At 57.3% G+C, this 23,942-nt stretch carries 25 protein-coding genes and 2 pseudogenes; 14 read left to right on the forward strand and 13 right to left on the reverse strand.

Annotation, left to right across the window (positions count from 1 at the left end):
- Positions 1 to 107: 107 nt before the first annotated feature.
- Both CU102_RS30665 and acs read left to right on the forward strand, forming a co-directional pair.
- Positions 108 to 404: pseudogene (locus CU102_RS30665) on the forward strand (DUF779 domain-containing protein); the annotation flags it as partial.
- 173 nt (positions 405 to 577) lie between these two features.
- The gene (acs, locus tag CU102_RS26175; protein WP_106714004.1) at positions 578 to 2,527 is read left to right on the forward strand and encodes an acetate--CoA ligase; all 1,950 of its coding nucleotides are present in this window, start codon (positions 578 to 580) and stop codon (positions 2,525 to 2,527) included.
- 56 nt (positions 2,528 to 2,583) lie between these two features.
- Here the strand turns inward: acs and cobO are convergent, their stop codons facing one another.
- Positions 2,584 to 3,222, reverse strand: coding sequence for a cob(I)yrinic acid a,c-diamide adenosyltransferase (gene cobO, locus CU102_RS26180; RefSeq protein WP_106714005.1), 639 nt, complete (start codon positions 3,220 to 3,222; stop codon positions 2,584 to 2,586).
- Positions 3,223 to 3,335: 113 nt separating this feature from the next.
- On the opposite strand from cobO, the gene CU102_RS26185 reads away from it, so the two are divergent.
- Positions 3,336 to 4,847, forward strand: coding sequence for a UbiD family decarboxylase (locus CU102_RS26185; protein ID WP_106714006.1), 1,512 nt, complete (start codon positions 3,336 to 3,338; stop codon positions 4,845 to 4,847).
- Positions 4,844 to 5,422: a UbiX family flavin prenyltransferase gene (locus tag CU102_RS26190; protein WP_106714007.1), complete on the forward strand. Its 579-nt coding sequence runs from the start codon at positions 4,844 to 4,846 to the stop codon at positions 5,420 to 5,422. Before CU102_RS26185 ends, CU102_RS26190 begins: the two co-directional genes overlap by 4 nt.
- A gap of 4 nt (positions 5,423 to 5,426) precedes the next feature.
- On the opposite strand, the gene CU102_RS26195 is transcribed toward CU102_RS26190, so the two are convergent.
- From CU102_RS26195 to CU102_RS26240, 10 genes are all read right to left on the reverse strand, one after another.
- Complete coding sequence (locus CU102_RS26195; protein ID WP_106714008.1) at positions 5,427 to 6,116, reverse strand: NnrU family protein; 690 nt, start codon at positions 6,114 to 6,116, stop codon at positions 5,427 to 5,429.
- Positions 6,117 to 6,279: 163 nt separating this feature from the next.
- Positions 6,280 to 6,444, reverse strand: coding sequence for a cbb3-type cytochrome oxidase assembly protein CcoS (gene ccoS / locus CU102_RS26200; RefSeq protein ID WP_106714009.1), 165 nt, complete (start codon positions 6,442 to 6,444; stop codon positions 6,280 to 6,282).
- On the reverse strand, positions 6,441 to 8,702 hold the full coding sequence (locus CU102_RS26205) for a cation-translocating P-type ATPase (RefSeq protein WP_106714010.1): 2,262 nt from the start codon (positions 8,700 to 8,702) through the stop codon (positions 6,441 to 6,443). The genes ccoS and CU102_RS26205 overlap by 4 nt, the downstream gene beginning before the upstream one ends.
- 4 nt (positions 8,703 to 8,706) lie before the next feature.
- Positions 8,707 to 9,495, reverse strand: coding sequence for a DUF2189 domain-containing protein (locus CU102_RS26210; protein ID WP_106714011.1), 789 nt, complete (start codon positions 9,493 to 9,495; stop codon positions 8,707 to 8,709).
- Between the two features lie 46 nt (positions 9,496 to 9,541).
- On the reverse strand, positions 9,542 to 9,730 hold the full coding sequence (locus CU102_RS26215; protein ID WP_106714012.1) for a hypothetical protein: 189 nt from the start codon (positions 9,728 to 9,730) through the stop codon (positions 9,542 to 9,544).
- Complete coding sequence (gene ccoP / locus CU102_RS26220) at positions 9,727 to 10,635, reverse strand: cytochrome-c oxidase, cbb3-type subunit III (protein WP_106714013.1); 909 nt, start codon at positions 10,633 to 10,635, stop codon at positions 9,727 to 9,729. The genes CU102_RS26215 and ccoP overlap by 4 nt, the downstream gene beginning before the upstream one ends.
- Positions 10,626 to 10,799, reverse strand: a complete 174-nt coding sequence (locus CU102_RS26225; RefSeq protein WP_106714014.1) for a cbb3-type cytochrome c oxidase subunit 3 — start codon at positions 10,797 to 10,799, stop codon at positions 10,626 to 10,628. The genes ccoP and CU102_RS26225 overlap by 10 nt, the downstream gene beginning before the upstream one ends.
- A 1-nt stretch (position 10,800) precedes the next feature.
- Positions 10,801 to 11,532, reverse strand: coding sequence for a cytochrome-c oxidase, cbb3-type subunit II (ccoO, locus tag CU102_RS26230; RefSeq protein ID WP_106714015.1), 732 nt, complete (start codon positions 11,530 to 11,532; stop codon positions 10,801 to 10,803).
- A gap of 3 nt (positions 11,533 to 11,535) precedes the next feature.
- Complete coding sequence (gene ccoN, locus CU102_RS26235; protein WP_106714016.1) at positions 11,536 to 13,194, reverse strand: cytochrome-c oxidase, cbb3-type subunit I; 1,659 nt, start codon at positions 13,192 to 13,194, stop codon at positions 11,536 to 11,538.
- Positions 13,195 to 13,250: 56 nt separating this feature from the next.
- A complete protein-coding gene (locus CU102_RS26240) occupies positions 13,251 to 13,406 on the reverse strand; it encodes a hypothetical protein (protein WP_106714017.1) in 156 nt (51 codons plus the stop codon).
- Positions 13,407 to 13,541: 135 nt separating this feature from the next.
- Between CU102_RS26240 and CU102_RS26245 the strand changes: the two genes are divergently transcribed.
- The 6 genes and pseudogenes from CU102_RS26245 to CU102_RS26270 all read left to right on the forward strand — a co-directional run bounded on the left by CU102_RS26245 (position 13,542) and on the right by CU102_RS26270 (position 19,142).
- Complete coding sequence (locus CU102_RS26245) at positions 13,542 to 14,081, forward strand: cytochrome c oxidase subunit 3 (protein WP_106714018.1); 540 nt, start codon at positions 13,542 to 13,544, stop codon at positions 14,079 to 14,081.
- A gap of 4 nt (positions 14,082 to 14,085) precedes the next feature.
- The gene (locus CU102_RS26250; RefSeq protein ID WP_106714019.1) at positions 14,086 to 14,376 is read left to right on the forward strand and encodes a cytochrome C oxidase subunit IV family protein; all 291 of its coding nucleotides are present in this window, start codon (positions 14,086 to 14,088) and stop codon (positions 14,374 to 14,376) included.
- A gap of 164 nt (positions 14,377 to 14,540) precedes the next feature.
- The gene (locus CU102_RS26255; RefSeq protein WP_106714020.1) at positions 14,541 to 14,993 is read left to right on the forward strand and encodes a c-type cytochrome; all 453 of its coding nucleotides are present in this window, start codon (positions 14,541 to 14,543) and stop codon (positions 14,991 to 14,993) included.
- A gap of 23 nt (positions 14,994 to 15,016) precedes the next feature.
- Positions 15,017 to 16,324: pseudogene (locus CU102_RS26260) on the forward strand (cbb3-type cytochrome c oxidase subunit I); the annotation flags it as partial.
- Between the two features lie 110 nt (positions 16,325 to 16,434).
- Positions 16,435 to 17,259, forward strand: coding sequence for a CbbQ/NirQ/NorQ/GpvN family protein (locus CU102_RS26265; RefSeq protein ID WP_106714021.1), 825 nt, complete (start codon positions 16,435 to 16,437; stop codon positions 17,257 to 17,259).
- Positions 17,259 to 19,142: a nitric oxide reductase activation protein NorD gene (locus tag CU102_RS26270; RefSeq protein ID WP_106714022.1), complete on the forward strand. Its 1,884-nt coding sequence runs from the start codon at positions 17,259 to 17,261 to the stop codon at positions 19,140 to 19,142. The genes CU102_RS26265 and CU102_RS26270 overlap by 1 nt, the downstream gene beginning before the upstream one ends.
- Before the next feature lie 54 nt (positions 19,143 to 19,196).
- Here CU102_RS26270 and hemN read toward each other — a convergent pair whose 3' ends face one another.
- Positions 19,197 to 20,549, reverse strand: coding sequence for an oxygen-independent coproporphyrinogen III oxidase (gene hemN / locus CU102_RS26275; RefSeq protein WP_106714023.1), 1,353 nt, complete (start codon positions 20,547 to 20,549; stop codon positions 19,197 to 19,199).
- 221 nt (positions 20,550 to 20,770) lie between these two features.
- Here hemN and CU102_RS26280 point away from each other — a divergent pair, with 221 nt between their 5' ends.
- The 4 genes from CU102_RS26280 to CU102_RS26295 are packed head-to-tail and all read left to right on the forward strand — an operon-like array spanning position 20,771 to position 23,296.
- Positions 20,771 to 21,061 (forward strand): DUF2249 domain-containing protein, encoded by a 291-nt coding sequence (locus CU102_RS26280; protein ID WP_106714024.1) that lies wholly within the window; start codon positions 20,771 to 20,773, stop codon positions 21,059 to 21,061.
- Positions 21,062 to 21,092: 31 nt separating this feature from the next.
- Positions 21,093 to 22,439: a hypothetical protein gene (locus CU102_RS26285; RefSeq protein WP_106714025.1), complete on the forward strand. Its 1,347-nt coding sequence runs from the start codon at positions 21,093 to 21,095 to the stop codon at positions 22,437 to 22,439.
- Positions 22,440 to 22,449: 10 nt separating this feature from the next.
- The gene (locus CU102_RS26290) at positions 22,450 to 22,983 is read left to right on the forward strand and encodes a DUF2249 domain-containing protein (RefSeq protein ID WP_106714026.1); all 534 of its coding nucleotides are present in this window, start codon (positions 22,450 to 22,452) and stop codon (positions 22,981 to 22,983) included.
- Positions 22,976 to 23,296: a metal-sulfur cluster assembly factor gene (locus CU102_RS26295; RefSeq protein WP_106714027.1), complete on the forward strand. Its 321-nt coding sequence runs from the start codon at positions 22,976 to 22,978 to the stop codon at positions 23,294 to 23,296. The genes CU102_RS26290 and CU102_RS26295 overlap by 8 nt, the downstream gene beginning before the upstream one ends.
- 161 nt (positions 23,297 to 23,457) lie before the next feature.
- Here the strand turns inward: CU102_RS26295 and CU102_RS26300 are convergent, their stop codons facing one another.
- Entirely contained in the window at positions 23,458 to 23,757 is a 300-nt protein-coding gene (locus CU102_RS26300) for a DUF1194 domain-containing protein (RefSeq protein WP_245425577.1), read from the reverse strand.
- Positions 23,758 to 23,942: the final 185 nt, after the last annotated feature.

The following is a 23,942-nucleotide window of genomic DNA, read 5'->3' on the forward strand; positions in this document are numbered from 1 at the left end:
CTATAGCCCGAAGAAGCTGGGTTTCTTCTGAAGGCTCCTTGCCAGAACTGAACCGTCGGTAGCGCTTTCATAGTGCCGCCGACGACATTTCCGGGAGGGAAACAAGGATGGAAGACAAAGTCAGTGCCACACCAGCGGCGCTTGAGCTGATCGCCACATTACAGTCGGAGTACGGGCCGATCCTTTTCCACCAGTCCGGCGGTTGCTGTGACGGATCATCGCCAATGTGCTATGCGCAGGGCGATCTCATCATCGGCGATCAGGATGTTTGCCTTGGCGAAATCGGCGGTGCTCCGGTCTACATCAGCGCTTCGCAATACGACGTCTGGAGACATTCCGAGCTGATTGTCGATGTCGTGCCAGGACGCGGTGGCATGTTCATGCTCGATAATGGAAACGAGGTTTCTGAAGCGGTCATTGGTCGGCATAATTGCCGACTAGCGGCCATACTTACCCGATTTGCTCATCTGTGTAACATCCCCATAGGTGGGGGCGTTCTAGTTTCGCACCATGACCCTGTTCGTGGTTTGATTGTATGGATGACCTTGCCGAAACAACAGATTTCTGGAGGAAATTGATGTCCGAGGTTTATCCCGTGCTGGCAAGCGCGAAGAAAGACGCGCTCATCGACAATGAGACCTATCTCAACTGGTACAAGCAGAGCATCAAGGACCCGGAAAAGTTCTGGGCAAAGCACGGGAAACGCATCGACTGGTTCAAGCCCTATACCAAGGTCAAGAACACCTCGTTCGAAGGCAAGGTCGCCATCAAATGGTTCGAGGACGGGGTCACCAATGTTTCCTATAACTGCATCGACCGTCATTTGAAAAAGCGCGGCGATCAGGTCGCCATCATCTGGGAAGGTGACAACCCCTACCTCGACAAAAAGATCACTTACAATGAGCTTTACGAGCAGGTCTGCCGCCTCGCCAATGTGCTGAAGAAGCACGGCGTCAAGAAAGGCGACCGCGTCACCATCTACATGCCGATGATCCCCGAAGCATCCTATGCGATGCTCGCCTGCACACGCATCGGCGCCATCCATTCCGTCGTTTTCGGCGGCTTCTCACCGGACGCACTTGCGGGGCGCATCGTTGACTGCGAGTCGACCTTCGTCATCACCTCGGACGAAGGCATGCGTGGCGGCAAGCCGATCCCGCTCAAGGATAATACCGACAAGGCGATCGATATCGCCGCCAGGCATCATGTGATGGTGAAGAACGTGCTGGTCGTGCGCCGCACGGGCGGCAAGACCGGCTGGGCGCCGGGCCGCGATCTCTGGTACCATGAGGAAATTGCCAGCGTTAAGCCGGAATGCAAGCCGGAGAAGATGAAGGCGGAAGATCCGCTGTTCATCCTCTACACCTCCGGTTCCACCGGCAAGCCAAAAGGTGTTCTTCACACCACTGGCGGCTATCTGGTCTACGCCTCGATGACCCACCAATATGTCTTCGATTACCATGACGGCGATATCTATTGGTGCACGGCCGATGTCGGCTGGGTCACCGGCCACTCCTATATCGTCTACGGACCTCTGGCCAATGGCGCGACGACGCTGATGTTCGAAGGCGTTCCGAACTATCCGTCCGTGTCCCGCTTCTGGGACGTCATCGACAAGCACAAGGTCAACATCTTCTACACGGCCCCAACCGCCATCCGCGCCCTGATGAGCGCCGGCGATGAGCCGGTCAAAAAGACGTCGCGCAAGTCACTGCGTATCCTCGGCTCGGTGGGCGAACCCATCAATCCGGAAGCCTGGGAATGGTATTATCAGGTGGTCGGCGACAAACGCTCACCCGTCGTCGATACCTGGTGGCAGACCGAGACCGGCGGTATCCTCATCACGCCGTTGCCCGGCGCGACTGCTCTGAAGCCAGGCTCTGCCACACGGCCCTTCTTCGGTGTGCAACCGCAGCTCGTCGACAATGAAGGCGATGTTCTCGAAGGCGGTGCCGACGGCAACCTCTGCATCATCGATTCCTGGCCCGGCCAGATGCGTACCGTCTATGGCGATCACAAGCGCTTCATCGAAACCTACTTTTCGACCTACAAGGGCAAGTACTTCACCGGTGACGGCTGCCGCCGTGACAAGGACGGCTATTACTGGATCACGGGCCGCGTCGATGACGTCCTCAATGTCTCCGGCCACCGCATGGGAACGGCTGAAGTGGAATCAGCGCTGGTATCGCACGACACCGTTTCCGAAGCCGCTGTCGTCGGCTATCCGCACGACCTCAAGGGCCAGGGAATCTACTGCTATGTCACGCTGATGGCAGGCCTCGAGGGCACCGACGAGTTGCGCAAGGAACTCGTCACCCATGTACGCAAGGAGATCGGTCCGATCGCCTCGCCGGACAAGATCCAGTTTGCACCTAGCCTGCCCAAGACCCGCTCCGGCAAGATCATGCGCCGTATCCTGCGCAAGATCGCGGAGGATGATTTCGGCGCGCTCGGCGATACGTCAACGCTCGCTGACCCCACCGTGGTTGAGGACATGATTGCCAACCGTCAGAACAGAAGGATTTGACGCATGGCGGCAGGTTCAGCAACGACCGTGGTCTAGGCGGATGAAACAGGCGATCGTTAGAACTCGATACCCTTTTGGGCTTTGATTCCCGAGCGGAATGGATGCTTGATCATCTCCATTTCTGTTACGATATCGGCGAACTCGATGAGCTCAGATTTTGCATTTCGACCCGTGATAATGACATGCTTCATATGCGGCTTTCGTCTCAACGCATCGATCACTTCCTCCACGGGCAAGTAGTCATAGCGCAGGGCGATGTTCAATTCGTCGCACAGCACGACTTCGGTCACATCATCAAGAATCATCGCCTTGGCTTGCTCCCAGGCGTTGCGCGCCATGGCGATGTCACGCAGTCGGTCTTGAGTTTCCCACGTGAAGCCGTCGCCCATGGCTGATATCGTCACCCGATCTGAAAAAGTCTTCAGAAGCAGCCGCTCACCCGTATCCCATGATCCCTTCACGAACTGGACCACGCCGACCTTCATGCCATGACCGAGCGCGCGGAACACCATGCCAAACCCGGCGGTGGATTTGCCCTTTCCCTTGCCCGTGTTGACGATCACGAGGCCTTTTTTGTCGGTCTTGGTCGCCAGGATTTTGTCGCGTACCACTTTCTTTTTACGCATCTTTTCGTTGTGACGCTCGATGACTTCTTCCTCTGTCATGTTTTGCAGTCGTCGCGATTTCACGGCCATGCGGGGTTCCTTCCAAGGGGATTTATGGGCAGGGAGTCCGTTAACATCCACGCAGCAACAAGGGTTTGCGCTGGCGCAAAGACGTACTGATTTTATTGCGGCAAACAGCTTCGATGAAACACTCCGTACCTCCAGCGTCCCGCTACGCCAGCCTTCAGGAATTCGCCAACGAACTGGAAAGGCGAGGACGTTTGAAGCGGATCGCGCATCCCGTTTTTTTGCAGCACGAGATCACGGAAATTCATCGGCGGGTAATGGAGGCAGAAGGTCCAGCACTACTTTTCGAAAGGCCGATGGATAACAGTGGGAGGGTGCATGATATGCCGCTTCTCGCCAACGTTTTCGGCACGAAGGAGAGAATCGAATGGGGTTTCGGACTCGAGTCCGGAGGCTTGCCAAATCTGGCGGAAACGCTATGCAACTTGCGTGATCCCCAGCCGCCAAAAAACGGAAAAGACGTCTGGGACAAACTTCCATTGCTGAAAGCGGCGCTTGCCATGCGCCCGAAGCAGGTTCGTCGTGCTCCTTGTCAGGAGATCGTCTGGCGCGGCGCAGACGCGGACCTGACACGCCTCCCGATTCAAGGGTGCTGGCCCGGCGAACCGGCTCCTCTCATCACGTGGCCACTAGTGATCACGCGGTCGCCCGAAGACCCCAATGACGTCAATGTTGGGATTTACCGTATGCAGGTACTGGGGCCGCAGCAGCTCATCATGCGTTGGCTCGCCCATCGAGGAGGCGCAAGACACCATCTCATGTGGCAACGGCTTGGGAAAGACATGCCTGTTGCCGTCGTCATCGGGAGCGATCCTGCGACGTTGCTGGCGGCGGTCATGCCGCTGCCGGAGGGCATGAGCGAACTCAACTTCGCCGGCGTGCTGAGGGGCAAACGATCTGAAATCACCGAGGCAGTTTCAGTGCCCATGCACGTTCCGGCCAATGCCGAAATCGTGCTTGAAGGGCATGTATCGGCAACAAAGACAGCCGAGGAGGGGCCTTACGGTGACCACACGGGTTACTACAATTCAGTGGAGGCGTTTCCGGTGATGGCGCTTTCTGCCATCAGCAAGCGGCGCGATGCCATCTACCTGTCGACATATACCGGACGCCCTCCCGACGAGCCCTCCAAGCTGGGCGAGGCGATGAACGAATTGTTTGTGCCCCTCGTCAAACGTCAGCTTCCGGAGATCGCGGACTTGTGGCTGCCCTCGGAGGCGTGTTCCTACCGGGCTATGGTCGTTTCAATCGACAAGCGCTATCCCGGACAAGCCCGCCGCATCATGATGGCGTTATGGTCGCTGCTGCCGCAGTTCACATACACGAAACTTATCATCGCCGTGGATCCGGACATCAATGTCCGAAGCTGGCCGGACGTCGTGTGGGCGCTATCCACCCGTTTTGACGCTAGCCGCGACCTTATGGTGGTTTCGGACACGCCGATCGATTACCTGGATTTCGCATCACCGAAAGCAGGGCTTGGTGGCAAGTTGGGCCTTGATGCCACAACGAAGATAGGACCTGAAACGGAGAGGGAGTGGGGCAAGGTTCTTGGGATGTCTCCCGAGATTACCGATCGGGTCGACGCCATGTGGGCAGAGCTCGGGCTTGGAGGAGAAAGCCAATGACACCTCATCATGTTGTGGTCGCGGCCACAGGAGCTTCTGGTGCTGCAATACCATTGAGAATCTTGGAACGCCTCGCCACGACCACTGCGGTAGAGACACATCTGGTTGTTTCCGACGCTGCACGGCGGACGTTTCAGTACGAGGTTGGGCAGGATGCGGTTGAGCGGGCCGTTTCTTTGGCGTCACGCAGTTACCTGATCAGTGACGTCGGCGCAGCTATCGCAAGCGGCTCATTTCCGACCTCTGGCATGATTGTCGCCCCGTGCTCGATGCGGACGTTGGCAGGGATCGCCGCGGGCCTGTCGGACAATCTGATTACGCGAGCGGCAGATGTTCACCTCAAGGAGCGCCGTCGATTGGTCCTCATGACGCGGGAAACACCCTTACACCTCGGTCATCTGCGTAATATGTGTGCTGTCACCGAAATGGGTGCCGTCATTATGCCGCCCGTACCCGCCTTCTACAATTTGCCGCAAACGGTGGCGGAGATTGTTGACCATTTTGCTGCACGGGCGATCGATCTGTTGAACCTTCCCATCGCGCGCCAATCCGCTGTCTGGCACGGTCAGTTGTGATTGATCACGTGCCCGGCAAGGCCAACGCGAGAGGTTCCGCGACGAAGAGCAACGTGTGACCCCCGGCAAGGAGCCAGTATGTTAGTACGCCAGTCAAAATCAAAGCAGATGCCATTGGCGCATCGACTGACAATCTTGCTCGTCCATCAATGATCGCTCTGAAAGGCACTATTGAAGTTGTTCCGGCAATCCGGTCCCAGTCGTCGCCCAGACGCCTGCGAGCCCTTTTTTCCACGATGAGAAAGCCAGCTACGCAAAACAGCGCCAGACCAGCAAAAAGAAGGACCCCGCCCAAGTCGCCGTTGGGGACAAGGTGCGCTGTCGCCCAGATCAGAAAACCCCAAAGGACGGGGTGACGGGTGATGGCGACGATCGAGCCGCTATGGAATCCTTGCCGGATGGAAAGTGACAGCGGATTGACCGACGAGAGTCCAGCGAGGACGAAGAAAATTCCGATGGGTGCAGCAACCATTGTTGCCCAGGCCTGCCACGGTGCAGGGTCCCACAGAGGCACATAGTCAAGGTAGAGCGTCGCATGAATCAGCCAGCCAAGCACTAGCAGGGAAACGACCGAATAGGCGATGAAATATGAGCGCCTGCCGAACCTGTCGATCAATCCCTGACGTATCGGGGCGATCGCTGGAATAGAGTGGAGAATTAGAAACGCTCCAAACGCTATCAGAAATTCTTTCATCTAAAGGGAGTCCGCGGTTGTTGACGTTGTGTTGTCTTCCCGCGTTTTTCGTGTCTGTTCCTTGAGACAAATCAATAATGACATTTTTTATTGCGCGTGGCGCAAGGCGATACGGGCATTTTGGTCCGCGCACACTGGTTCGAGACATTTTCACATCAATGCTTCAATCGAGATAAGATTCGGAAGGCCTGTCATCGTCATAGAGAATGCGCTCGGACGCGCCGTCCAAATCCTCGTATTGCCCGTTTTTGAGAGACCAAAGGAACAGCAGCAGACCTGCCAGACCGAGCGCTAACGAAATAGGGATCAGGTAGAAGAAGTCTTTCATTCTGCCAATCGCCCCGACTGTATCTTTAGGCCCAAAGGCTTTGTCTTTCCCTGCATTGGCTCACCCCTGAGCCTCAGCGCGTTGGCTACAACGACTATGGATGACAGTGACATCGCCAGCGCCGCGACAAAGGGAGTTGCATGACCAAGGATCGCGACCGGAAGCGCCACGACGTTGTACCCGATGGCGATGACGAAGTTCTGCCGGATCAACTTGCCGGCATCCCGGGAAACCCGGTAGGCGAGAAACACCGTGTCGAGACTGTCTTGTAGAAAGACGAAGTCGGCATTGTTGCGGCCGACATCAGCAGCGCTGGCGGGGGCCATCGAAACGTGCGCAGCCATGAGAGCGGGCGCGTCGTTCAAGCCGTCACCAACCATCAGGACCTTGCGGCCCTGGTCGGACAGCACTTTGATGCGCTCAAGTTTGCCACCGGGAAGGATGCAGGCAGTGTACTCGGAAATGCCGAGTTCGAGGGCGATTTCCCTCACGGCAGATACGCTGTCCCCCGAAACAATCTCCATAGAAATTCCGGCGCTGCGCAGTTTGTCAACGAGCGCTCTCGCCCCGGGGCGCAACTTGTCCGAAAATGCGAAGACGGCAACCTGGCGTCCGTCGCATGCAAGAACGGTGTCCGGTGATGGGTTTTCCGTCCCGCACGCGAACAGTGCGCGTCCCAGTCGATAAACCTTGCCTTGGGAAATGCCCTCCAGGCCGAGGCCGGGGTACTCTTTTACGTCGTCGAAGCGATACGAGTTTCCGGCACTTGTCCTTGCGGCTGCTGATATAGCCTGGGCATTCGGATGTCGGGAGTGCGATGCAAGTCCGGTGGCGATGGAAAGCGCATCCCGGTCGATCAGATCAATATTGGTGACTTGCAACTGTCCCAGTGTGAGCGTGCCGGTCTTGTCGAAGACAACGGTGTCGATCTCGTTGAGCCGCTCCATGGCCGATCCATCCTTGACCATAATCCGGCTTTCGAACAGACGGCGCGCGGCCACGACCTGCACCATCGGGACTGCGAGCCCGAGCGCACAGGGGCAGGTGATGATCAAAACGGCAATGGCAATGGTTGCTGCCTGGTGAAAGTCCCCTTGCACGATCATCCAGCCGAGGAAGCTCAGCAGCGATGTCAGATGCACCGCCGGCGCGTAAAGACGGGATGCACGGTCGGCGATGCGTCGATAAACCGATTTGCCGGATTCGGCTGCTTCCATCAGCCGGATCGTTTCGGCGAGAAACGAGTCTTCGGCATTCGCTGTGGCGACGGAGGTCAACGATCCAGTGATATTGAGTGTCCCTGCCTGGAGGGCTACTCCCGATTCAACTTTGCGCGGGGCGCTTTCGCCTGTTACTAGCGAGAAATCGACGTCGGAAATCCCCTTGATGACCTCGCAGTCGACCGGAACGCGTTCGCCGGCGGTAAGCAGCAGGCGAGTCCCTGGCTTGATCTCTTTTAACGGTAGGTATTCGTATTCGCCGTCGGCTTTGATCGTCATCGCGCCGCGCGACGAAAGTTGCGCAAGGCCCTTGATCGCCGTCCGCGTGCGCTCCCGCATGACGTAGTCCAGCGTCCGTCCTATCAGAAGGAAAAACACCAGCGATGTGGCAGCATCGAAGTAGGCGTATTCGTAGCCGTGGTAACTGTCGTAGACGCTGAGGGCGAATGCCGCGGCGATGCCGATTGAAATTGGCACGTCCATGTTGGTTTGTCCGTGCTTGAGGGCACGCCACGCCGACTGATAAAATACGCGTCCGGAGTAGAGAAGCGTGGGGAGGGCAATGCCAGCGCAAATCCAGTGAAGGATGTCCCGCGTTGATCCTTCCGCGCCCGACCAGACCGAAACAGACAATGACATTATGTTCATCGAGCCAAATGCGGCGACCGCCAGCGCCCTGAGCATCCTCGAAAGTTCACCGTTCGGTTTCGCTTCCTCGGTCGGGTCGAAGAGATGCCCATCAAAGCCGAGCTCTTTTAGAGCACCAATCGCGTCGGGAGGAGTTCCTCGGCCGGACCAACGCAATGCCAATCTTTTGCTCGAAAGATTGACCCGCACGTATTGCACGCCCTCAAGCTTTGCCAGTCCGCGCTCAATTTTGTTGACGCAGCCGCCACAGTGGATCGAAGGCACCGAGATTTCCGTCTGCAAGATGCCGTCGCCTATGCTGCGGCTTGCCAGCCGGAATTCATCGGCCAGCGGACTTGAGGCCTGAACGGTATCGGTGGATACAATCATCGTTGCAGACGTGCAGGTCATGTCGTTAATCCGGATCTCGCATGGTCAGGTAAGCATGCCAGGTGGCATGACCGAGCAGCGGGAAAATGATGACGAAGCCGATCATCCCCGAAAGCAAGGCCATGATGGTAAGACTGAGGACGATCACCCCCCACATCAGCATGACTGGCAGATTGTTCCAGACAATGGAGATGCTGGTTCCCATGGCGGTGAACGCGTCGAACTTCTTGTCCAGCACCATGGGGATCGAGAAGACGCTGATGGCAAAGGCGAAGGCCGCGAAAATCCCCCCGATTGCCACTCCGACCACAAGCATCGCTACCCCGATCGGCGTGCCGAACAGCATGGGGAGGATATGATCCATGCCCGGGAACGGCCGCCATCCAAAAAACAGCGCGTAGAGGAGCACTGCAGCCCGCATCCACAGGAGCATCAGGCCCAACAGGACGGCCCCGACGAAAAGCACATGTTGGCTGGTACCGCGTTCCGGTATGAGCATTGACGCCAAGGTGACAGGCAAGCCTTTGGTCAATCGCTGGCTTTTGACGTAGAGGCCGGTTGCGAGCGCCGGGCCGACGACCAGAAAGCCGGCAAGTGCCGGGAAGAAGGCAAAATCCAGTGAATAGAACAGCAATCCGGCCGCGATCGCCATAGAGATTAAAGCAACTCCCGTGCCGTAGACCAGGCTGGGGAAGGGTACGGTCCACAGATCCCTCCAGCCTTCGACAAACCAGCCAAATGCCTGGTCCGCGGACACATGTCTGTTTCGGTCGATTGCCTTCGGAAGAGGCGGAACGGTCTCTGGAATTTTCATGGGATGCCTTTCCCTATCTGGGCTGAAGAACCGAAACGCGCTTCTTTCAACATGAGGAGTTCGCCGCGCGATATGTCCCGGGCTGATGGCTCGCATCTTTCATGTGTCCGACGCAATCCGGCTGCGAGAGAAATGCCACATACACCAGGTGGGCGTTGGCGAGGACAACCACCGCCGCTGCCGACGCCACCACCAACGCCACAAGGAACCTTGGCCTGGAAATCAATTCACTCATGATCCGCCTCCTGCCGCCGCTGTCGTGCCGCCCTCTTTTCTCAGATCAAGAACATAGAGCGTGATGATCTTGATGTCGGCGGGTGTGAGCCGCGCACCCCAGCTCGGCATATGGCCTTGACGGCCGTGGAAGATGCTCTCGTAAATATCCTTCCGCTCCCCACCGTAGATCCAGTAGTCGTCGGTGAGATTCGGAGCGCCGACCTCGACCAGCCCCTTGGCGTCGTCGCCGTGACAGGCTACGCACGTTGTAGCGAAGAGTTCTTTGCCCTTCGCAACATCTTCTTTGTTTGTGTCGGTGACCGTGGCCGGTCCGGACAGTGATTTGACGAAGCCGGCCAGAAGCGAAACCTGATCCTGCGTCAACGTCCCGTCACGGCCAAAGGCAAGCATTTGCGATACGCGGGTGTTCGGATCGGTGCCGTTGATGCCCGCCGTCACAGTTTGTAGGACGGTCTCCGGATCGTTGCCCCAAAGCATCGGCGACTGAACAATATTGGGAAAGCCCTTGTTGCCCTTTGCGTTGGCTCCGTGACAGGCCGCGCAATTGTCCCCGAAAAGCGTGAGACCGTTTTCACGGACCGTGCGCATCAAGTCAGGATCCGACTGGATCTGCGTCAGATCTTCCTTTTCGATACGGGCCATCCAGCCTGCACGCTCTCGCGCAGCGTCGGCAACGGACTTGGCGACGACCTCCTTTTGATCGACACCGAGCAGGCCTTTGAAGTATCCTGATCCGTATGGCCAGCTCGGCATGAGCAATGTCCAGGCCAAGGCGAAAATCCCCAGCGTGATCAGGAAGAAATAGACGGGCTTGGGAACTGGCGTGTTGAGCTCCTTGATGCCGTTCCATTCATGCCCCGTCGTTTGGTGACCAGTGAAAGGATCGCGCTCGCCTACTGACATGGCCTGTCCTCTTCATCGGACACCACTGCGGCAGCCGCCTGTGCAAATTGCTCCTTGTTCGATGGCCAGTACGCGTAGACCAACACGCCGATCGACATGGCGATCAGGTAGAACAGGCCGAAAGACTTGGAGAAACCCGTGAGCATTTCATGATCGATTGTCATGTCACTCCACCTCGTTCTGTGTTGATTGATGGGCGGCGTCGGTCAGGTGGCCGAGGATTTGCAGATAAGCAACGAGCGCATCCATCTCAGTGACCGCGCCTTGATTGCCGTCAAACAGGCTGACATCGGTCTTGTCGCCATATCGGGTGGTCACGCCCGCAGCCAGATCAGTATCGGGATTTGCCTGACCGATGGCGTCGCTTGATGCGTTCGAAACCATCTCATCGGTATAGGGCACACCCACCGCTCGTAGCGCCGCCAAGTGTTCGCCGAGATCGCCAGTCTTGAGCTGTTTGCTCGACAACCAGCGATAGGCGGGCATGTTGGATTCGGCAACAACATCTCGCGGGTTGGTGAGGTGCGCGACATGCCAGTCATTCGAGTACTTTCCGCCGACCCGGGCAAGATCGGGTCCGGTCCTCTTGGAGCCCCAGAGCATCGGGTGGTCGTATTTCGACTCCACTGCCAGGGAATAGGGGCCGTACCGTTCCACCTCGTCCCGCAACGTGCGGATCATCTGGGAATGGCAGGCATAGCAGCCCTCTCGCATGTAGATGTTGCGTCCTGCGACCTCGAGCGGCGTGTAGACCCGCATGTCCGGCGCTTTTTCCACGGTCTCGTCGATCGTGAACAACGGAGCGATCTCGATTAGGCCGCCGATACTTGCTACACCGATGATTGCGAGGACAAAGCCGATCGCACTTCGCTCAAGTCGGTAGTGTAAGTTGAACATTGTCTATTCTCCGGCTTGTGCGGTTAGTGTGGCCGGCTGCAAGGCCATCGGGATGTCCGAGGCGGATTCGGCCGCGACCGGCACCGGGATTCGGATGGTCATCCAGATGTTGTAGAGGGCAAGGACAGCGCCAGCCAGGAACAGTAGGCCACCGAACGCACGGGCGATGTAATAGGGATGCATGGCGACAAGCGAATCAACGAAGGAATAGTTCAAGGTCCCGCTATCGTTGTATGTCCGCCACATCAGCCCCTGGATAACCCCTGAGTTCCACATGGCGAAGACGTAGACGACCGTTCCAGAGAGGGCGAGCCAGAAGTGCCACTCAACCAGTTTGGGGGAGTAAAGGGCCGGACGTTTCCACAGCCACGGTGTCAGCGCGTAGAGCGAACCGTAGGTAATCATGGCAACCCAGCCAAGCGCGCCGGCATGGACATGGCCGACGGTCCAGTCGGTATAATGCGACAGCGAGTTGACGGCGCGGATCGCCATGAAGGATCCTTCAAAGGTGGAGAGTCCATAAAAGATTGCTGCCAGCATCATGAAACGCAGGACCGCATCATCGCGGACCTTGTGCCAGGCCCCGTTGAGCGTCAGCAGAGCATTTCCGGCAGATGCCCAGGACGGAACCAGCAACACCACCGAGAACGCCATGCCGAGCGTCTGAACCCAGTGAGGAAGCGCCGTATAGTGAAGGTGATGCGAGCCTGCCCACATGTACATGAAGGTGATGCCCCAGAAACTGATGATCGACGTTCTGTAGGAATAGATCGGACGACCCGCGCGTTTCGGCAGGTAATAATACATCATGCCGAGGAAGCCGGCGGTCAGGAAGAAGGCCACCGCATTGTGGCCGTACCACCATTGCGTCATCGCATCCTGAACGCCCGAGAACAGCGAATAGCTCTTGGCGTGTCCGAGTGAAACGGGGACAGCAAGGTTGTTGACGATGTGCAGGAGAGCGACAACCAGGATGAAGGCCATGTAGTACCAGTTGGCGACATAAATGTGCGGTTCCTTGCGACGCATCAGCGTACGGATATAGATCGAAAAATAGACGACCCAGACGATGACCAACCAGATATCGGCATACCATTCAGGTTCGGCATATTCCTTGGATTGGCTAACACCCATGAGGTAGCCGCTGGCCGCCAGGACACAGAACAGATTGTAGCCGAAAAGGACAAACCACGGACTGAATTGATCCGGCAGGCGAGCACGAGTCGTTCGTTGCAGGACATGCAGCGACGTGGCGATCAGGGCGTTACCGCCGAATCCGAAGATGACGCCGCTGGTATGCACAGGACGAAGTCGACCGAAGCTTGCCCATTCTGCGTCAACCGTCAGCTCCGGCCAGGCGAGGAGGGCGGCGACCCAAACGCCAACGAGCATGCCGACAACGCCCCATATTAAAGTCAGGACAATGCCGACCTTGCTGGGATCGTCATAATATTCGGACAATCGGGCGGGAGAGGGCTCCGGTGCACCATAGGCACGCAGAAGCGCTATGACACCAGCCACGGCGCTCAGTGCAATGATCCAGCCATGCGTGCCGATGAGATCGCCGCGACCGGCAGCGGCCATCGCCACTCCGAAGCAAATCAAGATGAGGAAGGTGAAGGCCGCAACGATGCGCTCGGTGCCGGTCAATTGTGAAATCATTTTGGTTGCCCCCGCCTTAATGAATTGCCAGTGCCTCTGACCATGAACATTTCGACTCACTGATTGAGAAAAAGCACGGCCGCGATTGCGACCGAAAAGACCACGGCCGTCATCGCGCCGGCACGCTGCAAAACGTCCATGCGGTTGAGAACGACCGCAAAGACGATGATTATTGGCGTGGCGACGATCAGTCCGATCTGTGCGTCGGTCATGTGCGAACTCCGTTTTGACGTCACCCTAGCGTGCCGAACGCACGTTTCTTTGATCCAGGTCAAAGAAGACCCGTCGCGTGCCTTCTATTTTTTTGCTCGACGTACCTCAGGAGATTCAGACCGTTGCACAGGGAAATGGAAGCGCTCGAAACAGCGGCGGCCGACACCGACGACTTCCTCGTCTGGGTTCTTGTCTTGAGCGAGCTGGCGGCGTTCGGAATCCTTATCGCGGCGTTCTTGTTGGCAGCGGTCAGGGATCCGGAAAGTTTTGCACTGGCGAGGCTCCATCTTTCACCGGGACTGGCCACCGCAAACACTCTGTTGCTGCTGACGAGCGGCTGGCAGGCAGCCATGGCGGCGCGAAGGCACGCCACGGTACGTCAGCAGCGAAGGGCGTTGGTGTTCGCTGCGTTGCTCGGATTCGTTTTCACGATAATCAAACTCGTCGAATTTAATTCGGAAATGCGATTTGCCGCGTCCGCGTCCTTCAATGCTTTTTTCGAACTTTACTTCATCATTACAGGATTCCATGTGATCCATGTAGTTTTCGGCGCGATGGTGCTGCTCCTCGTCGCCTGGAGACCCGGCAACTCCAATATCGCCCTCATCACCGCATTGTGGCACATGATCGATTTGATCTGGATCGTCATGTTCCCAATCATTTATCTGGTGTGAGCCGATGGTGACAAACACATCAGCACGCTTGGTGAAGGCCTGGTCGCTCCTTGTTGCTTTGGCGACCGCCAATGCGTTGCTGGTCGGCCTTGCGCCAGGCTTCGTGCCTCCATTCTATCTATCATCTATCGTAATTGTGCTCTCCCTCCTCAAGGCCCGTATCGTAATACTGGATTTTCTTGGTCTACGTGCAGGTCCGGCATTGCTTCGGTGGACCTTACTGGCCTGGCCGATGCTCTTGGCCGCCGCTACGATCGCAAAGATTGCCTTTCTGCATGTACACGCGGGCGGATAGCCACGAATTCTTTTTGTTTGTCAAAACGCAAAGAGGTCAGGGCGCGAATCCACGAATATGAACCGCCCGCAGCATTCGGCTGACAATTTCCTGTTGGGGATTTGACGGGGCAGGGATTGGGCCCGCCGCACTTTGAGGCCATCCGAACTTGAAAGGATGACGTGATGGCAGAACGCCTCACCAAAACAGGAGCCCGTAACGTGTTTTACGGCGGCTCCATTTTCTTTTTCACAATCTTCGTCGGCCTTACGGCCCACAGTCATTGGTATATGCGCACGACCTCGACCGACGAGAGCAAGCTCACCGAATCTGTCGCTCGGGGTAAGCATGTCTGGGAGAAAAACTCCTGCATCAATTGCCATACGCTGCATGGTGAAGGCGCGTACTTTGCCCCGGAACTGGGGAACGTGTGGAAGCGCTGGGGTGGTGACAGCGACCCCGAGGCCGCACGTGAAGCACTGAAGGCCTGGATGGCGGGCCAGCCTTCCGGCATCGAAGGCCGGCGGCAGATGCCACAGTTCAATCTCAGCGATCAAGAACTCAAAGAGCTCGCCGATTTCCTTGAATGGGCCAGTCGCATCAACACGCAAAACTGGCCGCCGAACGACGCTGGCTGATCCCCGCAACTGGAGCAAACGACATGAAATATCAATCGCAGCGGGTCGCATTGCTGTACTTTTACGGCGCACTCGGCCTGTTCCTGGCACAGGTTCTCTTCGGAGTATTGGCCGGCACGATCTATGTGCTCCCCAACACTCTTTCAGGGCTTCTGCCCTTCAATATTGTTCGCATGATCCACACCAACGCTCTCATAGTCTGGCTGTTGATGGGCTTCATGGGCGCGACCTACTATCTCTTGCCCGAGGAAACAGAGAACGAACTCTTCAGTCCGAAGATGGCCGTTGCGCAATTTTGGCTGTTCCTTGTCGCCGCCGCTGCGGCGGTCGTCGGCTATCTTTTCCACATCCATGAGGGGCGCGAGTTTCTGGAACAACCCTTCGCCATCAAGATCGGAATCGTCATTGTCTCCCTGATGTTCATGACGAACGTCACGATGACGATCCTGAAAGGCCGCAAGACTGTGGTCACCAACATCCTGATCTGTGGGCTTTGGGGCGTTCCGATCTTCTTCCTCTTCGCCTTCTACAACCCTGCGAACCTGGCGCTCGACAAGATGTATTGGTGGTATGTCGTCCATCTTTGGGTCGAGGGTGTTTGGGAACTGATCATGGCGTCCGTCCTGGCGTTCCTGATGATCAAGCTCAATGGCATTGACCGCGAGGTCGTGGAGAAGTGGCTCTATGTCATTGTCGGCCTGGCGCTTTTCTCGGGCATTTTGGGCACTGGGCACCACTATTACTGGATCGGCGCACCCGGTTACTGGCAGTGGATCGGCTCGCTCTTCTCTACGCTCGAAGTAGCACCGTTCTTCACCATGGTGGTCTTCACGATCGTCATGACGCGTAAAGCCGGACGCAAACACCCAAACCGTGCGGCACTATTTTGGTCCATTGGCTGCTCGGTAATGGCCTTTTTCGGGGCCGGCGTCTGGGGCTTCCTGCACACGCTGTCGGTCGTGAACTACTACACGCATGGCACCCAATTGACCGCGGCGCATGGCCATCTCGCGTTCTTTGGCGCATACGTCATGCTCAATCTCGCAGTGATGGCATATGCCGTCCCGGAACTGCGCGGTCGCGCTCCTTACAACCAAAGCATGTCGATCGCCAGCTTCTGGATCATGTGCACCGCCATGTCGGTGATGACCCTGGCTCTGACCTTCGCAGGTGCCGTGCAAGTGCATCTTCAGCGTTTCCTTGGTGAGAGCTTCATGGATGTCCAGGATCAACTGGCGGTGTTCTACTGGATACGGCTTGCTTCGGGAATCTTCGTGCTGATCTCAGCGCTGATGTTCGTCTGGGCTGTTCTGGTCCCTGGCCGCGAACGCAGCGGCAAACCCGGTCGTGCCACACAGCGTGAAATCGAGGAACCATCTGTCACAGTGGCTGCATTGATCCGTTCCCGGATGCCGTTCACACCATTTCATGGAGACAAGCTATGAATATCGCCCTGCAAATCACGCCGCGCGCAGTTCCCGAAATTCCGGCCTACAGTCCGGCCGGCAATGAGTGCGAACTGTTCGAAAGCGCATGGGAGCGGCGGTTGCCGCTGCTCCTCAAGGGACCAACGGGTTGCGGAAAAACACGCTTTGTCAGGCATATGGCGGCAAAACTTAATCTGAATCTTTCGACAATTTCCTGCCATGACGATTTGGCTGCCGCTGATCTCACGGGGCGCTATCTTCTCAAAGGTGGCGACACCGTATGGGTGGATGGACCCCTGACGAGAGCCGTCCGCGAAGGTGGCATATGTTATCTTGACGAAATCGTCGAAGCCCGCAAGGACGTGACCGTCGTGTTGCATTCTTTGACGGATGACAGGCGAATTCTGCCGCTTGAGCGTACAGGGGAGGTGCTCGAGGCACCACCAGGCTTCATGCTGGTCGCGTCCTACAATCCCGGCTATCAGAACTTGATCAAAACGTTGAAACCGAGCACCAGGCAACGCTTCGTCGCGATCGAGTTCGATTTCCTGCCGAGAGATCAGGAGATCGCCGTGGTAGCCAGGGAAAGCGGTCTTTCCGAAGCCATGGTCGCTCCGCTCGTCCGTCTTGCGGAAAAGTTCAGGTCCCTGAAGGGGAATGATCTGGAGGAGGGGGCGTCGACCAGGCTCCTCGTCTACTGCGCAACTCTGATCAACGGGGGCATGGACATTCGCCAAGCCGTTCTTGGGACGATGATCGAACCTCTGACGGACGATGCGGATGTCAAGGCAGCGCTCATCGAGATATCCAGCGCGGTGGTTGGCGGCAGGCGTTCGTAATGCTCGACCTTCTGGAACTCGAGGAGACTGTTGGGCGGTTCTGGCACCGCATGGTGGGCAACACGCGAACCTCGCCGCGCTACCCGGATCAGGCGGTCAGGTTGACAGACATCAAGCCTGTTCTCGGTGTTTGTTTTCGCGGTTTTGGCGGCGAACGGGCCGTGCAGCTCAGCCCTGCGCGCGGTCGTACGTCCACCCATCGTTTAAAATTCCGCCAGCGGCTCGGTCTGGGCGAGGAAAAACTTGTCCAGCCGGGCCGCAACCGCACGTCTTTGATGCTGCCTCCGGAAATTGACATTTTTCCCAAGCGCGAGCTCAATCTGGACCTCTATTTCTGGGTCGTGGCATACATGGCAGCCATGTCGCTTGAGCCGATCGGTGAGTCCGATCCCTTGCGTCGGGATCTCAACTCCCTGTCTCGAGCTCAGGTGGCGGTAACGGCGACACTGTCTGCATTTCCGGGGATGCAATATCGTTACCGACGCTTGTGTGCGGCAACGTTGGCCGAACGGCAAACGCGATCGCTTCCGTATGTGGAGCAAGAAGTTGAAAATCTGATTCTGCTTCTTCTTAGCGGTGGAAGGCGCGACAATCTCGCAGCGCTATTTACGCGAGGCGCACCAGCAGGGTACCTACCAATGTTGCCTGTGGCGCTTTGGCCAGATGCTCTGCGGCGCGACGAAGTCGACGGCCGTCAGGACGACGACCAGCCGGGACAAGGCAGCAAATCCCCGGAGATCGATCCCACTCCCCATGTTGCGGAGAGGGAGAAGAAAGACAAAACTGAGCGCAGTCCGTTCATTCTCAACCGTTTCGAAAAAATCCTGTCCATGGCAGAGATGGTCAACGTCGACAGGCCGGGAGACGACAGCAGCGACAACGATGCCAAGGCGGCCGACGAACTTGATGACATGACCCTCGGCGAACGAAAGGGAAGACCGTCGTCGCGCTTCCGCTTTGATCTTGATCTGCCACCCGAAGCGCTGGACATATCGCCGCTAACATCGGAGATAACCTATCCCGAATGGGACTATCGCAGCGCTGCCTATCTGCCCGATTATTGCCGCGTCCTCGCATCCCCAGCATCCGCTCTCGGCGAGCGTCCGGAACTCGATCCAACGACCGCCAGTCTCGTCCGTCGCGTCAGGCGGCAGTTCGAAGCGCTGAGGCCACGTCACGAAATTTTGCGAGCGCAGATCGACGGTGCCGAACTTGATCTTGATGCCGTGGTGCGTTCACGAACGGATCTCGCTTCCGGGGGGCAGGGCAGCGACCGCGTCCACCTTAACAGTCGCCCGCAAGCTCATGATTTGGCGGTGACAATTCTGGTCGACGTTTCACTGTCGACAGATGCCTGGTTCGCCAACCATCGCGTTCTGGACGTCGAAAAGGAAGCATTGCTGGTATTGTCACACGGACTGCAGGCTTGTGGCGACGACCATTCCATCTTGACGTTCACCTCGAGGCGGCGATCCTGGGTCAGGATCGAAACCGTTAAGGCGTTTAACGAGCGGATGGACCATCTGGTTGAAAGCCGCATAGCGGCGCTGAGGCCGGGATATTATACCCGCATCGGCGCGGCGCTTCGGCACGCATCCGCCGAACTCCGCCAGCAACCTAACCGCAGGAAGCTGTTGCTTGTTTTGACCGACGGCAAACCCAACGACGTTGACCACTACGAAGGGCGTTTTGCTCTCGAGGACAGCCGCCGCGCCGTGATGGAAGCAAGGCGGTCGGGCCTTAGCGTCTTCGGCGTTACTGTCGATCGTGATGCCAAATCCTACGTGCCCGCGATTTTCGGAAGGAACGGTTTTGCTGTCGTCGGCAATATTGCCAAGCTACCGTCTGCCCTTCCTGTCATTTACCGTGGTCTTGTCGGTTGAGATGGGACTGCGAAGAAAGCGGCCCGGCTCCAGTGCCGGCCGCTTGACTGATGATCATGCTGCCTGGCTGTGCGTCCGGGTGGACTCTTCAATATAGGCATCGAAAGCGGCCGCGACCGCCCGGATGACGAAGCGATGATCCTTTTTCACCAGGACGCAGCCGTTGTCGATCTTAACCACACCGTCATCTTCCAACATCTTCAGCCGCCTGTTGCCCTCGAGCAGTACGGCGGGATCGAAACCGTGCGTGGCGGCAATCGATGGAATGTCTGCGCTGAAATCGCACATCAGCCTCTCGATTACCTGCGCGCGAAACTTGTCGTCTCCGGTAAAACGATAGCCCTTCACCGTGGCGAGATCTCCGGACCTGATGTACTGGGCAAAACGTCCTGGTGCGACTTCGTTCTGCACATATCCGTCCACCATCCGACCGATTGCTGACGCACCGAACCCGATCATCGTCTCGCAATTGTCGGTGGTGTAGCCTTGAAAGTTCCGTCTCAACTTCCCGGCATCTTGGGCAATCACGAGATCGTCGGTCTTCAGGGCGAAGTGGTCGAGGCCGACCTGATGGTATCCGGCCGAGACGAGCGTTTCGCTGATGGCCTCAGCCTGGGCGTTCCGCCCGGCGGTGTCGGCGAGGGCAGTTTCGTCGATCATCCTCTGATGCTTCTTGAACGATGGGATGTGGGCATATCCAAACACCGAGAAGCGGTCTGGCTTCATGGCGATGGCAGCCTTGGTTGTTTCGACACAGGATCGCTCCGTCTGGTGCGGCAGCCCGTAGATCAGGTCGAAATTGATGCGGCGCACCCCGCTCTTGCGAAGGTCGCGAACTGCCTGGAGCGTCTGTTGTTCGGTCTGGATTCGGTTGATGGCTTTTTGGACAACGGGATCAAACGTCTGCACGCCGAGGCTTGCACGGGTGACCCCTCCTGCTCCGAGTGCCGCCGCCATGTCGTTGGTCAGCCGGCGCGGATCGATCTCTACGGCGATGTTTGTTTGGTCGGAAACGTCGAACCACTGACGCAGCAGCGCCGTCAACTGCAGAAACTCTTCGGGTTGGATTATGGTGGGCGTGCCCCCGCCGAAATGAATCTCACCGATCGGCAATGGTTTGGGAGCGCGTTGGGCAACCATGTCGATTTCACTCTTCAAGAAATGAAGATAGTCGCTGATCGGCTGATCCTGCTGGCTGATGGTCGTGTGACAACCACAGTACCAGCACATGGATCTGCAAAAAGGGATGTGCAGGTATAGCGAGACCGGATCGTTGATAGGAATGTTCTCCAACCAATCTCCATAGGTTCCCTTGCCGATGGCCGGGGAAAACCGCGGGGCGGTCGGGTAACTTGTGTAGCGAGGCAGTCGGGCTTTGCCGTACTTTCTCAAAATCTCCGGGTTCATGAGACGTTCCTGATCTATGTGTGACGGTGGCGTCAAAAGTAGGTGTTTCAGTCTCCGGGGTCTTTGCGCGAGATCAACAACGAGTTGCCAAAGCCATTCTCTGAATTGTTTGCGCTGCCTCAAGTTTCCGCGACCGTCTCCGATGTAGGAATCGTGTGGTCCGGACCAGCTTTGGCCATGCATTCCGGATTTTCTTGCAACCGGCCGCATGAGAGATCGTCATGGTAGATACAGCCACCGAAAAGGAACACGTCCTGGATGTGCGCACGCTTGCGCCCCACGTGCGTCACTCCACTATTTTCACACTCATCGACGCGCTGCCCATGGGAGCATCGCTCACCATCATCAGCGACCATCCTCCACGTCCGCTGCACTATCAGCTTGAAACGAAGTTTCCCGGGCAGTTCTCGTGGGATTATCTCGAAGAGGGTCCAGAGGAGTGGCGCGTTTCAATTGGAAGACTCACCGCCGCCGCCGTCGACACACATGAATGCACCTGCGGCGGACACTAACCTGCGGACATTCTGACCGGAGATTGATATTATGCCCGGAGCGGCGCTGTCCCGCTGGACCATGACCTACTTTGCTGCTGCACTCTTGTTCCTCATTCTTGGAGAGACAATGATGGTTGCGGGCTACGGGTTTCCTTCAGCGCCGCTCAGGGCACCCGAAACCTTGATGCTTGTCCACATCGTCGCCATTGGCTGGTTGACTTTGCTCATGCTGGGAGCGCTTTTGCAATTTGTGCCTGTGTTGGTGGGACGATCACTTCGTGCGCAGCGTTTGGCATTGCCGGCACTGCTGCTGATCCTCGTCGGACTTCTGTGTCTGGAGGCAGGTTTTGCCGCTCTTGCCGGTATGGTCCCGCTCTACACCTCTGATCTGGCTGCGGGAGCGGCCGCCCTGGTTCTGGGCGTTGCGATGGCAGTGATGATCATCGGTCTGACGCTTTGGCAAGCACGGCCTTTAACGGCGCCGGCCCGTTTTGTTGCAATCGGCATAGGATGCCTCGTGGTCACCGCGATGCTTGGAGGAGCGTTCGCTCTTGAACTGTCCGGAATTGCAGAAAACGAAATCTTCTCTCGGCTCGATCTGAACGGATTGTCGATCCACGCCGTCCTCGGTCTTGGTGGTTGGATGAGTTTTACCGCAATCGGAGTCAGCTATCGCCTGCTGATGATGTTCATGTTGTCACCGGACAGCGCCGCACGCGTTGACCGCGCAGTGTTGTGGATCGGTGCGGGTGCTTTGATGCTCGTCGCTGCGGGAGTCCCGTTCATCATTGCGTTTGCGGCACCCTTGACCGCAAGCCTGACGATTGCGGGGATACTTGGCGTTGTGGTTGTCGGGCTCTATGTAAGCGACGTTGTCCGCATCTACCGTAAGCGTGTGCGCAAAACAGTCGAACTCAACAGCTCGGCCAGTGTGGGTGCCTACGGTGCACTGGTTGCTTCTGCAGCGCTCCTGGCCATCGTTTATTTTGACCATGGCGATTACGCAGCGGCCGCGTTGACATACGCTTTCGTCTTTGGCTGGTTGACCGGGTTGGGACTTGCCCAGCTCTACAAGATCATTCCCTTTCTCACCTGGCTTGAGTGCTATGGGCCCGTCCTGGGAAAATCACCCACACCGCGTGTGCAGGACCTGGTTCGGGAGAAGGGTGCAAGCGTCTGGTTTGTGATCTACTATGCAAGCGTTGCTGCGGGGACAATCTGCATTCTTTCGGCACAGGCAAACCTCTTCCGCGGCACTTGTCTCGTCCAGCTCTTGGCCACGCTCGTTATCGTCGCACAATACGTGAGGGCCCGCTGCCTTGCCGACGTGGCACCTGCACTGCAATTGCCCCACGGGGCGCGGCGACCGAACCTGTTCTTGTCACGTTCGTCATGAGGAGACGCAAATGAACCAACAGTCCCATGAACTCGATGTCCGTCCGATCCTGCGGAGCGGCGGGGAACCCTTCCAGGCGATCATGAAGGCCGTGGCGGACCTGAAGCCCGGTCAGGGATTGAGGCTCCTCGCCACCTTCCGCCCGGAGCCGCTCTTCCGCGTGATGGAGGGACGTGGGTTTACCAGCGTGGCCCGTGAAATCGACGGCGGAGACTGGGAGGTCCTGTTCACGCCCAGGGTTGCCGCCGAACCTCCCGTCGACGTGTCGACAAACGCGGAGATGCCGCAGCTCTGGCCCGATCCAGACACCAGTCTGGACCTCACAGATCTCGATCCACCGGAACCGATGGTTCGGATCCTGGCCGCCACAGAACAGATGGAGCCGGGTAGGGTTCTCTTCGCACTGTTGTCCCGGGAGCCGCTGTTTCTTTTTCCCGAGTTGACCCGTCGGCATCATCAGTGGGTCGGGAGTTTCGACGATACCGGAGAAGCCTATCGAATCCTCATCCGCATTGGTACAAGGACGGAAAACAACAATGGATGAAGCCGGGATTGCATCGCTTCGATCCTCGGTGCGGGAATCGCTGAAGATCATACTCGATCCCGAACTTGGCGAAAACATCGTCGACCTTGGGTTGATCTATGGGCTTGACGTGGCTGCCAATGGAAATGTTCGTGTCACAATGACAACTACCACGAAGGCATGCCCGGCAACGGGTTTCCTTCAGGAGGCAGTGAAGTTACACATCTCCGGAGTGCCAGGTGTGAGTGCTGTACAAGTCGATCTTACATACGAGCCACAATGGTCGCCCAAATTGATCATGGGCGAGGCGCGTACTTTTTTTACAAGTCGATGACCATCGACCTGAGCAAAATGCGACGACATGATCGATTTGCCCGAAGAGCGGCACAACCCCCGATCACACACGCCTCGTAATGGCATCAGGTCTGGGATCGGGGCAACAGGAACCGGAGCGCCGGCATTGTTGGACTCATCGCCCGAAACATCGATAACCCGTCAGCTTGCTCGAAATCGATTGGTTCGAATAAGCTCACGCGCGAACGCCAGCGCGTTCGAGATCGATGTAAAGGATATCCTTCTTATTGGTTGCCGACGCAAGTCTTCAGCAAACCGAGCGGCAGACTCTGAACCGTCAATCAGAGTCCACGGCACAACCTGAACAGCCGCGCCACCGCACTCGACGAAGGTCACTGCGATCTTTTTCAGTTGCCCCGCGAGTACCGAACTGACGATCTCAGCGCTCCGAAAGGCATTTACATAACCTTCCCTTTGAACTTTCTGTTCTTCGATATCCATTGAATAAGAAACATCAACGGCAATGAACAGTTCGAGGTATACGGGAACAGGATATAGTCCGGCGAAAGTGTGCTTCCGCCCAGAACACAGAACGATGCAGAAGTGCCCATCCCAATTTCATTGCGGAAATCCCGCGCTGCGCTCCCCACGGAGCATTTCGGCGTTCACCGGCAAAACTCATTGGC

The sequence above is a fragment of the Phyllobacterium brassicacearum genome, from assembly GCF_003010955.1.
In the GTDB taxonomy this organism is placed as follows: Bacteria; Pseudomonadota; Alphaproteobacteria; order Rhizobiales; family Rhizobiaceae; genus Phyllobacterium; species Phyllobacterium brassicacearum.